The following is an 11,566-nucleotide window of genomic DNA, read 5'->3' on the forward strand; positions in this document are numbered from 1 at the left end:
TCCGGTCAGCTCTTGCAGTAGCCGGGCGATGCTGAACAAGCCCGTCAAGCTGGTGCCGTAGTTCAGTACACCTGAGTTGATTCCGGCGACAGTTGGTCCGGCAAGACCAGTCGGGACGCCAATGTTGAAAAAGCCCGACGTCAATCCGGCAAGGGTGCCGACCCCGGTTACACCGCTGGCGGAATTGAAGAAGCCCGAGATGTACCCATTGATTGAAGTCCCGTCGGCCGCCCTATTGTAGAAGCCCGACATGTTTTCACCGATATTCCCGATGCCGGAGCTGGTGGCGCCGCTGTCGGTAGTGAATCCGAACCCGGTGTTGAAGCTGCCGGAATTGAAGAAGCCGGTGTTGGTGATACCGGAATTCCCGTCGAAGGTGTTGAACCCCCCAGAGTTGTTCATGCCCGTATTCACCGGGCCGCTATTGAAAAGCCCGGTGTTGGTGGAGCCCGTATTTCCAACACCGGTGTTCAGGTCGCCAGTGTTGCCGAAGCCAAAGTTCACGACGCCACTGTTGCCGAGCCCGACGTTGCCAAAGCCGCTGTTGCCGACACCGATGCCTTGCAACTTGCCCACGTCCGGTGACGCAGGGGCATGGGCGCCGGAGTTGAAGAAGCCGACGTTGCCGTCGCCCGAGTTGAAGAATCCGATGTTGCCAGTGCCTGAGTTGCCGAAGCCGATGTTGCCGGCGCCCGAATTCAGACCAGCGAAGTGGAATTGACCGGTTGTCGTGTCGAAGTAAGCGTTGCCGAGGCCGACCAAATTGTTCCCGGTGAGGCCAAAGCCAATGTTGTTGTTTCCGGTGTTGCCGGCGCCCTGGTTCGCGTTGCCGCTGTTGCCAATGCCGACATTGTTGTGACCGGCGTTGCCCAGCCCAATGTTGTTGTTTCCCGGAACACCAATCCCGCTGTTCCCCAGACCGCTATTGCCCAGACCGATGTTGCCGTCACCGCGATTGCCGGCGCCGAAGTTGCCTGCGCCCCAGTTGCCGCTACCAATGTTGCTGTTGCCGTTATTGCCCCCGCCGAAGTTGCCGTTGCCAGTGTTGCCATCGCCGATATTGCCGCTGCCGGTGTTGCCGTTGCCGATGTTGCCGCCGCCCGTGTTGCCGATCCCGAAATTGGGGTCGCCGGGGGCGGCAGTTCCGATGCCGCCAAAAAGTTGTCCTATGCCCGGCAGGCCCTGCAGGGTCTGCTGCCACGACGACAATTGCGCGGCGGCGGCCGAGGCGCCGCCGTGGTAGCCGAACATCGCGGCGACGTCGGCGGCCCAGAACTCCTCGTAGATGCTCTCGGCGGCGGCGATCGCCGGGGCGTTGAGGCCCAGAAAGTTCGAGCGAACCAGGTTGAGGAAGATCTGCCGGTTGGCGGCGATGATCTCCGGGTGGATGGTGGCGGCCTTGGCCGCCTCGAAGGCACCTGCCACGGCCTGGGCTTGGCTGGAGGCGCTCAACGCGCGCGCGGACGCGGCCTCCAGGAACGCGGCATAAGGTGCCGCGGCCGCGGACATGGCTTTAGCTGCCGGTCCCTGCCAGGCCTGACCGGCCAGGTTCGAGGTCACCGAGGCGAACGAGCTTGCCGCCGAACCCAACTCCTCAGCTAACCCCGACCATGCCGCCGAGGCCTGCAGCATGGGAGCCGAGCCCGCGCCCAGGAACATTCGCAAAGAGTTGATCTCCGGTGGGAGTAGCGAAAAGTTCATGGCGTGACCTCCGGCAACGGATGCCCACAGCGGGCAAATCCTGAATGTCAGAGACCATACGACCAAGGCCCGGTTTGGTGTGCCGTTTCACAGAATAAATGGCGGAGCATATGCTCTGCCCGCAAACGTCGGAGACGGTGCCAGGAATCCTCCGGTTCCGAAGTCGCGCTAACCGAGCAATCGGCTGAGGCCGACGAGCCCCGACAGCCTGGCGCCGGCGTTCAGGGCGCCCGAGTTGAAGGCGCTGGCAATGTCACCGGGCTCGTCGCTCAGGGCGGTCGGGAGGCCGGAGTTGAAGAAGCCCGAGCCGTAGCCCGCGAACTCGGCACCGCTAGCCGTGTTGCCGAAACCGGAGAGCGAGCCACCGCTGCGGGCGGAGTTGAAGAAGCCCGAGCTGTTCTCACCGGTGTTGAAGAATCCGGAGCCCGATGCGCCGCTGTCGGTCGTCGCGCCGAAGCCGGTGTTCACGTCGCCCGAGTTCCACAAGCCGGTGTTCGTGTCACCCGAGTTTGCGTTACCCGTATTGAAGAAGCCTGAGTTGTCCCAACCGGTGTTGTAGCCACCGGAGTTGCCGAATCCGGTGTTGACGATCCCGCCGTTCGCGAAGCCGGTATTGGCGCTGCCCCCATTTCCGAGCCCGGTGTTGCCGAACGCGGAATTGAACAGGCCGACGTTGTGGGTGCCGGAGTTGCCCAAGCCGAGATTGTTCAGGCCACCAGCGAGGCTGGTGCCGGAATTGAAGAAGCCGACGTTGCCGTCGCCGGAGTTGAAAAAGCCGATGTTGCCGTCGCCCGAGTTGAACAGGCCCAGGTTGCCGGTGCCGGAGTTCAGCCCATGGAAGGAGAACTGGCCGGTCGATGTGTCGAAGTAGGCGTTGCCGAGACCGATCAGGTTGTTGCCGGTGAGACCGAATCCGATGTTGTTGTTGCCGGTGTTGCCGCCGCCTCGGTTACCGTCACCGCTGTTGCCGATGCCGAAGTTGTTGTTTCCGGCGTTGCCGAGACCGATGTTGTTGTTGCCGTCGCCGGCGAACCGTAATCCGTTGCCCAGACCGCTGTTTCCGAAGCCGATGTTGCCCTGGCCGAAATTGCCGCCCCCGATGTTCTCGTTGCCGACGTTTCCGCTGCCGATGTTCAGGCTGCCGTTGTTACCGCTGCCGAGGTTGGAACTGCCCGTGTTGCCGCTACCGATATTGCCGCCACCGAGGTTGCCGTTGCCCAGGTTGGCATTGCCCTGATTACCGAAGCCCAAGCTGGGCAGGGTCTGCACCAGTTCCCGCAGCTGCGCCGGAACGGGTATCAGTCGGGCGGCCGCGGCGGAGGCGCCGGAGTAGTACTCGAACATCGCCGACACGTCGGCGGCCCACATCTCCTCGTAGATGCCTTCGGCGGCCGCGATCGCCGGCGCGTTGAGGCCGAGGAAGTTTGACCGCACCAGTTGGACGAATGCATTGCGGTTGGCCTCGACCGCGAGCGGATGGACCGTGGCCGAACGGGCGGCCTCGAAGACGCTCACCACCGCGTTGGCTTGGGTGGCCGCCCCGGCGGCCTGTGCCGACGCGGCTTGCAGGAATCCGGCATAGGGTGCGGCGGCGGCCGTCATCGCAGCGGCTGCCGAGCCTCGCCACGCCTGGTCGGCCAGGCCTTGGGTCACGGATAAGAAGGTGCTGGCGGCCGTGCTGAGCTCCTCGGCCAGTCCGGTCCATGCCGTCGCCGCCTCGAGCATGGGTGCCGAACCCGCACCGATAAACATCCGCAACGAGTTGATCTCCGGTGGCAAGAGCGCAAAGTTCACCACGATGTCCCCCTGGCAGCCGTCACCGACTGCGATTTTGAGTGAGTTTGATGTCGGACGTGGACCCCGAAGCCACGACATCGAGCACTCTACGGCGCAAAATCGACGGAAACGTTAGTTTTGGGGAGATTGCTGGAAGCCGTTGTGGTGCAGCAAGTTAGGGGATGTGGCGCTCTTTCGCTGAGCGGATGGTCTGGGCTGGAGGCGAAAGCATTACGCGGCGAACGACGTGTTGTTTTGGTGGTGTTATGCCCCTTATTCCCGGACCGGGTGCTCTAGCTGCCAGAGCGATTCATCCCGGTTAGACCAGTACCGTGGCAACGCGGCAGGTGCCTTGAGATAGTGGTTCCTACTGCGCTGGTCACGCAAATGACCTCAACGACCTTCTGGTGCTAGTCCTCAGCAGTCGCGAATTGACTAGTTACCCGCGAGGGCCTTTTGCAGGTTGAACACGGCCGAGAAACCGGTGTTGGCGTTCAACAAGCCGGAGCCGACCCCGCTAATGACACCGGACGGGATTGCCCCCAGCAAGGAAGCCGTGACACCGTTGTTGAAGAGGCCCGAGATCAGGCCGTTCACAACGAAGCCAGCTACGGCGTTGTTGGCGCCGCTGGCGAAGTTACCGAAGCCCGACATACCGCCAGCGGCCGATACTCCGGCGATGGTGCTGCCGATGGCCGTGTTGTTAAAGCCCGACATGTTGCCGTTCACGGTTAACGCAGGGAGGGCACCAACAGCGCCGCTCGCCGAGTTGTTGAAGCCTGACACGTTCGTGCCCGTGTTGTTGAAGCCCGAATGTGTGAGCCCGGAGTCGGTGGTAATTCCGAATCCTGTATTCACGTTGCCCGAATTGACAAAGCCGGTGTTTACGTTGCCTGAGTTCCAACCACCAGTGTTCAGGTGGCCGGCATTCCCGAAGCCGGTGTTGCCGTAGCCGGAGTTCCCGAAGCCAGTGTTGCCTGGTTGCGGTGACAACGGGTTGAACACACTGCCGACGACGCTCCCGCCCGAGTTCCCACCGCCGGTGTTCATGTCGCCGGAGTTTCCCCAGCCCGTGTTCAGGGTGCCCGAGTTCCCGAAACCGAAGTTCCCGCTGGCAGTATTCCCGAATCCGATGTTGCCGTAGCCCGAGTTGCCAAAACCGAGGCCCTGGAGTTTGCCGAGGTCGGCGGGATCGATATTGGCACCCGAGCTGAAGAATCCGAGGTTGCCGTCACCGGAGTTGAAGAAACCGATGTTGCCGTTACCGGAGTTGCCGAAACCGATGTTGTTGGTGCCTGAGTTCAAGCCATTGAAGTGGAACTGGCCGGTCGTCGTGTCCAGATAGGCGTTGCCCAAGCCGATCAAATTATTGCCGGTGAGACCGAAACCGATGTTGTTATTACCGGTGTTGCCGCCGCCCGTATTGTTGTTGCCGGTATTGCCAAGCCCAAAGTTGTTATTACCGAAGTTTCCAATACCCACGCTCCCGCGCTCGGTAACGGAGCCGCCGTTGTTTCCGAAGCCGAAGTTGGTGGCGCCGGTGTTTCCTAGGCCGAAGTTTCCGTTGCCTTTGTTCCCGGTGCCGAAGTTGGTGTTGCCGGTGTTGCCGCTACCGAAGTTGCTGTCGCCGGTGTTGCCGTTGCCCACATTGCCGCCGCCCAGGTTGCCCAAGCCGAGGTTGGGGAGGGTGCTGGCGGCCGCCCCGATGCTGCCGGGCAGGTTCTGCAGGGTCTGCGCCCACGACGAAAGTTGCGCGGCGGCGGCCGACGCGCCGCCGTGGTAGCCGAACATTGCGGCGACGTCGGCGGCCCAGAACTCCTCGTAGATGCTTTCGGCCGCGGCGATCGCCGGGGCATTCAGGCCGAAGAAATTCGACCTGACCAGGTTCACGAAGGCCTGCCGGTTGGCGGCGATGATTTCGGGGTGGATGGTGGCAGCTTTGGCTGCCTCAAAGGCGCTGGCCACCGCCTGTGCCTGGCTGGAGGCGCTCAAGGCGCGCGTTGAGGCAGCCTCTAGAAAGGCGGCGTACGGCGCCGCGGCCGCGGACATTGCTTTAGCCGCCGGACCCTGCCAGGCCTGCCCTGCCAGGTTCGAGGTCACCGAGGCGAATGAGTTTGCCGCCGCACTTAACTCCTCGGCCAATCCTGACCATGCCGCCGAGGCTTGCAGCATCGGAGCTGAGCCCGCGCCTAGGAACATCCGCAAAGAATTGATCTCCGGTGGGAGTAGCGAAAAGTTCACGACAATGCCTCCAATGATCCCGTCGGCGTAGCTGAGCAAACCCGGACGACGAGACCATACGACTCGCTCGTAGCACTTGTGTCGAATTTCGAGCAATTGCTGCCGTTGGATTCAAAGAAATTTCTGGATTGCTTGCTCCGGAGTGGAATGGATCCAGAATACGTGCTCGCAGCGCCACAAAACGCCGTCACGGAAAGCCCTTAGTCGAACTAAAGAATGCGGGCCGGGGTCTGGAACCGGCGCCTATATAGCGACCGCGCACTTGCGCCTAAAAACCCGCCAAAGGCGATGCTGCGCTGCCGTTGGCCCTAGCAAGCGCTTGGTTGATACCCTGTTCGGGTGGAGCGAGTGGCCGGACAGGCTAACAGTCGCCGAGACGAGTTGTTAGACCTCGCCGCGGTGATGTTCGCCGAGCGCGGTCTGCGGGCCACCACCGTGCGCGACATCGCCGACGGCGCCGGAATCCTGTCCGGCAGTCTCTATCACCACTTCGCCTCAAAAGAGGAGATGGTCGACGAACTGCTGCGCGGCTTCCTCGATTGGTTGTTCGCGCGCTACCAGGAGATCGTCGAGGGCAATTCTAATCCGCTCGACCGCCTCAAAGGTCTGTTCATGGCCTCGTTCGAGGCGATCGAGCAGCGGCACGCCCAAGTCGTCATCTACCAGGACGAGGCGCAACGGCTTTCGTCGCAGCCCCGGTTCGCCTACATCGAGGATCTCAACAAGCAGCAGCGGCAGATGTGGATCGACGTCATCCACCAGGGCATCGCGGAGGGTTACTTCCGGCCCGACTTGGACGTCGACCTGGTCTACCGCTTCATCCGTGACACCACCTGGGTGTCGGTGCGCTGGTATCAGCCGGGCGGACCGCTCACCGCACAAGAGGTGGGTCAGCAATATCTCGCCATTGTTCTGGGCGGAATACAGAAAGAAGGAGACTGAAATGCCGGAGGCGTACGTCATCGACGCTGTACGTACCGCGGTGGGCAAGCGCGGCGGTGCCCTGTCCGGGGTGCACCCCGTCGACCTGGGCGCACTGGGATGGCGCGGGCTGCTCGACCGCAACGACGTCGACCCCGCCGCCGTCGACGATGTGATCGCCGGTTGCGTCGACGCAATCGGTGCCCAGGCCGGCAACATCGCCCGGCTCTCGTGGCTGGCGGCCGGCTACCCCGAAGAGGTCCCCGGCGTCACCGTCGACCGCCAGTGCGGCTCCAGCCAACAGGCCGTTTCCTTCGGCGCCCAGGCCATCATGTCCGGAACAGCCGACTTGATAGTGGCTGGCGGCGTGCAGAACATGAGCCAGATCCCGATCTCGTCGGCGATGATCGTCGGCGAACAGTTCGGCTACACCTCGCCGACCAACGAGTCCAAGCAGTGGCTGCACCGCTATGGCGACCAAGAGATCTCGCAGTTCCGGGGTTCGGAACTGATCGCCGAGAAATGGAACCTGTCGCGCGAGGAGATGGAGCGCTATGCGCTCGCCAGCCACGAGCGCGCCTTCGCGGCGATCCGCGGCGGCAACTTCGACAACGAGATCATCACTGTCGAAACGGAATCCGGCCCGTTCCGGGTCGACGAAGGCCCGCGTGAGTCGTCGCTGGAGAAGATGGCAGGACTCAAGCCCTTGGTTGAAGGTGGCCGGCTGACGGCGGCGATGGCCAGCCAAATTTCCGACGGTGCAAGCGCGGTCCTGCTGGCGTCCGAGCAAGCGGTCAAAGACCACGGGCTGACACCTCGAGCCCGCATCCACCACATCAGCGCCCGCGCCGCCGACCCGGTGTTCATGCTCACCGGCCCGATCCCCGCCACTCGTTACGCGCTGGAGAAGACCGGCCTGTCCATCGACGACATCGACACCGTCGAGATCAACGAGGCCTTCGCACCCGTCGTGCTGGCCTGGCTCAAGGAGATCAAGGCCGACCCGGAAAAGGTCAACCCCAGCGGCGGCGCGATCGCGCTCGGGCACCCGCTGGGCGCCACCGGCGCCAAACTGTTCACCACCATGCTCAACACGCTGGAGCGCACCGGCGGTCGCTACGGTCTGCAGACGATGTGTGAGGGCGGTGGCACCGCGAACGTGACGATCATCGAGCGGCTCTAACCTCCCGCGAGCGTGCAATTTCCGACGCTCCGGCGGCGTGTCGTGTCGTGAGATGCACACTCGGCGGTCCTGTTGATGGATGACGGCGGTTTGCCGCCGACGATGGCAGCATGCGGCGGATGGACTGGCCGTTTGTCGGCGCTGAGGCGCTGAAATCTAAGGCCATTCCCGAGCGCGCAATGCGCTGTCTCTACGAACCGGTGTATCCGGGCGTCTACGCGCCGGTGGGTATCGAGCTCACCGCGGTCCAGCGAGCGCAAGCGGCTTGGCTGTGGTCGCGCCGACGCGCGGTGGTCGCCGGCAATTCCGCGGCGGCGCTCCTCGGCGCGAAGTGGGTGAGCCCGGTCCTCGACGCGGAATTGGTGCACACCAATCGACGCCCGCCGCCGCGCATCGTCGTGCATTCCGACACCCTGGCGACATCGGAGACCATGACGATCGATGGCATCACGGTGACGACGCCAGCTCGCACTGCCTTCGATATCGGCCGGCGCACGGCGGTCCGATTGCATGCCGTTCAACGGCTCGATGCCCTGCTGAACGCGACCGACGTCAAGGTGGAAGACTTGAAAGTCGTTGCCGCCCAACACCTTGGCGCGCGCGGGATACGCCGGCTCCGCCGGGTGTTGCCCCTGGTCGACGGCGGCGCAGAATCACCGCAGGAGACGCGAACACGATTGGCGCTGATCGACGCGGGCCTGCCGAAGCCGCAGACACAGATCCGCGTCTACAACGAATACGGCGACTTCGTGGCGCGCGTCGACATGGGTTATCGCGAGCTACTTGTCGGCGTCGAGTATGACGGTCCGCAGCATTGGACCAACCCGGTCCAGCAGGCGCGAGACATCGAGCGGCAGGCCGCGCTGGCTGACCTGGGGTGGGCCATCGTCAGGGTCAGCAGCGATCTGCTGCGCTACCGCCGTGGCACGTTCATCGCTCGGGTTGTTGCGGCGATGGAGGCTGCGGGATGGCGGCCGTGACAGCGCGAGGGTGCGTCCCGCGACGGATCAGCGGCGTGTCGCGTCGTCAGATGCACACTCGGCGCCAAGACGGGCCTAACTGTCGAAGTCCACCGAGACGAACGGCGTCTTGGGGTGGGACTGGCAGGTCAGGATGTAGCCGGCGTCGAGCTCGGCTTTACCGAGCGCGAAGTTGTGGTCCATCTCTACCTCGCCCTGGACCAGCTTGGCCCGGCAGGTGCCACACGCCCCGCCCATGCAGGCATACGGCGCATCGTCGCGGACCTGCAGCGTGCCTTCCAGAATCGAGTCGCCGGGCGTCAGATCGTAGCTGTATTCCTGCCCGGAAAGCTTGAAAGTCACTGTCGCCGAGCCGTACTCGTGAGCGGTGCTGGGTCCCGTGCCGTAGCCGTGGAACAGTTCCAGGTGAATGCGCTCACTGTCCACCAGGTGCTCAAGCAACACCTCATGCACCGCGGTGGTCATCTCCAGGGGACCGCAGATGAACCACTCATCCACGCTTGCGGGCGAAAGACTGCTGGTCAGCCACATGTTGAGCTTGTCGCGGTCGATGCGGCCGCGGAGTTCGGGAGTGTGCAGTGGCTCGCCCGAAAGCACGTGCAGGATCTCTAAGCGGTCGGCGTAGCGGGACTCGAGCCGGTCGAGCTCAGCCCGGAACATCGTCGACTCCTTGGTTCGATTGCCGTAAATCAGCGTGAACCGGCTCTCGGTCTCAACCTCGAGCGTCGTCGCGAGGATGGACAGCACCGGAGTGATCCCGCTGCCGGCCACCAAGCCCACATAGTGCTTGGCGTTCAACGGGTGCAGGGGAGTGCCGAACCGCCCGGTCGGGGTCATCAACTCCAGCACGTCGCCGGCCTTCAGCTCGTTGGCCACGAAGGTCGAAAACGCCCCGTCGGGGATGTGTTTGACGGCGATGCGCAGCTGCGCGCGGGTGGCCGGCGCGCAGATCGAATAGTTGCGGCGAATGCCCTCGCCGCCGAGATCGGTGCGCACGGTGACGTGCTGACCCGGTTCGAAACGGAAGGCGTCCTGCAGTTCTTCCGGCACCGCGAAGGTGACCATTGTGCTGTCGGCGGTGATGGGGTCGACGGACGCGACGGGGATCCGGTGCAGCACCCCGTGCGGCGAGCTTGACCGGGCGGGCATCCGCACTGGCAGCAGTTTGGCGAGCCGGCCGTTGAGCTCCTTCCACTCGCGGAACTCATCCGGATTGAGTTGCTGGCCGAACACCGTGGAGATTGCGGCGTTGCGCTCCAGGTACGCCTCCTCATTGCGTTTCCAAGTGCGCAGGTAGCGGTAGAACGGCACGGACGGGTGCAGGTGATGCACCAGGTGATAGTTCTGCGACAGCAGCACCGGCGTGAACACCCACTCCGCGCCGACCCGATTACGGGTCGCGCGATAGCGGTTGGTGCGCTGAGTGTCCTCCAGCCCGTGGTGGGGCAGCCAGTCGAACCACCACGCCAGGATGGTCAGGCCGATGCGCTGGGGAATGAGGAAGACCACGGCCAGGGCCCAGAAGTTTCCGGTCAGCGCGGCCAGGACCAGACCGGCGACGCTCAGTGCCATCATCACGAGCGTCTCGGCCACCTCGGCGACCGGCCGGCTGCGGGCGCGGGGCAGATAGAAGCGCAGGTAGAAGTACTCCACCGCCGACCACCGGAACGGCAACTGCCACCACTTGCCGTGCGAGGCGAAGGTGTCCGGATCCTGATCGTCGTCGTTGGAATGCCGGTGGTGCTGGATGTGGATGTAGGCGAACGACGTGAAGGCGACCACCGGCCCGACGAACAGCCACGCCAGGCGCCCGAGCAGACCGTTCACCCAGCGGGCCGAACTGATCGAGTAGTGCGATGCGTCGTGTACCACGGTGAACATCACGAACGTCACCGCCGCGTTGACCGGGATGGTGACCCACCAGGGCGACCAGCCGTTGAGGTAGCCGACCGTCGACACGACGAAAGCGGTCAGCGACGCAATGAAAATCCCAACCGTGGGCAGCGCAAGCTTGGGCACCGCTTCGCCCGGATCGGGCAGCGCATGGTGTGCGGCTGATTCTGGAGCCGAGTGGTCCGTCTCGACAGTCGTCATAGCTGGCATAGCGTAGCCCAGTTGACACGCGCGACTATTCCACGAGCGCGGTCGCCGCTTGTAAATGTGTGATCGCGTCGCGCACGATCGAGTCGATCAGTTCGGCGCACGACGGCAGGTCGTCCAGGATGCCGGCCACCTGACCGGAGGCGAGCACCCCGGCCTCGGTGTTGCCCTCCACCAGTCCGGCCTTGAGCAGCATCGGCGTGTTGGCCGCCATGACCACCTGCGACCAGGTGAGTTCCTTGCCGTGCCGCATGGCCAGGCCGTCCTGAATCATCGAGCGCCAGGTCATCTGCGACATCTGCTTGAACTTGGCGGCGTTGCGCACAGCCGCAGTGAAGCCCCTTGTCCGCGAGCCGCTTTCCAGCTTCTCGACCAGCCCGGTGCGCAGCACCCGGTGCGGCATGCCGTCGACCCGGGTGGTGACCACGGTGCCGTCCAGCGCGGCTTCCAGGTACCGCTTTTTCACCGCGTCGGGCACGGTGGAATCCGAGGTGAGCAAAAAGCGGGTGCCCATGGCAACTCCGGCCGCCCCGTAGGAAAGCGCGGCGGCCAGCCCTCGCCCGTCGAAGAAGCCGCCGGCGGCGATCACCGGGATGCCGGTGCCCTGGACCGCGTCCAGCACGGACGGCAGCAACAGTGTGGTGGCGACGGGCCCGGTGTGGCC

The 11,566-nt window shown here is 63.9% G+C and carries 7 protein-coding genes and 1 pseudogene; 3 read left to right on the forward strand and 5 right to left on the reverse strand.

Annotated features, from left to right (window positions below; all coding sequences use genetic code 11):
* The 3 genes from A9X01_RS11965 to A9X01_RS11975 all read right to left on the reverse strand — a co-directional run.
* Window positions 1-1,701 (reverse strand): PPE family protein (locus A9X01_RS11965; RefSeq protein ID WP_155772046.1); only part of this gene is annotated, 1,701 nt, incomplete at its 3' end.
* 168 nt (window positions 1,702-1,869) lie between these two features.
* Window positions 1,870-3,498, reverse strand: coding sequence for a PPE family protein (locus tag A9X01_RS11970; protein ID WP_065120989.1), 1,629 nt, complete (start codon window positions 3,496-3,498; stop codon window positions 1,870-1,872).
* A gap of 414 nt (window positions 3,499-3,912) precedes the next feature.
* Window positions 3,913-5,718 (reverse strand): PPE family protein, encoded by a 1,806-nt coding sequence (locus A9X01_RS11975; RefSeq protein WP_436405263.1) that lies wholly within the window; start codon window positions 5,716-5,718, stop codon window positions 3,913-3,915.
* Between the two features lie 339 nt (window positions 5,719-6,057).
* On the opposite strand from A9X01_RS11975, the gene kstR2 reads away from it, so the two are divergent.
* The 3 genes from kstR2 to A9X01_RS11990 all read left to right on the forward strand — a co-directional run bounded on the left by kstR2 (window position 6,058) and on the right by A9X01_RS11990 (window position 8,802).
* Window positions 6,058-6,660 carry a TetR family transcriptional regulator KstR2 gene (gene kstR2 / locus A9X01_RS11980; protein ID WP_155772047.1) on the forward strand — a complete coding sequence of 201 codons (603 nt, stop codon included), beginning with the start codon at window positions 6,058-6,060 and terminating at the stop codon, window positions 6,658-6,660.
* Window position 6,661: 1 nt separating this feature from the next.
* Window positions 6,662-7,822, forward strand: a complete 1,161-nt coding sequence (gene fadA6 / locus A9X01_RS11985) for a steroid 3-ketoacyl-CoA thiolase FadA6 (RefSeq protein ID WP_065120991.1) — start codon at window positions 6,662-6,664, stop codon at window positions 7,820-7,822.
* A gap of 110 nt (window positions 7,823-7,932) precedes the next feature.
* Window positions 7,933-8,802: a PDDEXK-like endonuclease domain-containing protein gene (locus A9X01_RS11990; protein WP_065120992.1), complete on the forward strand. Its 870-nt coding sequence runs from the start codon at window positions 7,933-7,935 to the stop codon at window positions 8,800-8,802.
* 75 nt (window positions 8,803-8,877) lie between these two features.
* Here the strand turns inward: A9X01_RS11990 and A9X01_RS11995 are convergent, their stop codons facing one another.
* Both A9X01_RS11995 and ipdC read right to left on the reverse strand, forming a co-directional pair.
* Window positions 8,878-10,896, reverse strand: coding sequence for a fatty acid desaturase (locus A9X01_RS11995; RefSeq protein WP_065120993.1), 2,019 nt, complete (start codon window positions 10,894-10,896; stop codon window positions 8,878-8,880).
* Between the two features lie 34 nt (window positions 10,897-10,930).
* Window positions 10,931-11,566: pseudogene (gene ipdC, locus A9X01_RS12000) on the reverse strand ((3aS,4S,5R,7aS)-5-hydroxy-7a-methyl-1-oxo-octahydro-1H-indene-4-carboxyl-CoA dehydrogenase); the annotation flags it as partial.

The sequence above is a fragment of the Mycobacterium asiaticum genome (assembly GCF_001668675.1).
Classification (GTDB): domain Bacteria; phylum Actinomycetota; class Actinomycetes; order Mycobacteriales; family Mycobacteriaceae; genus Mycobacterium; species Mycobacterium asiaticum_D.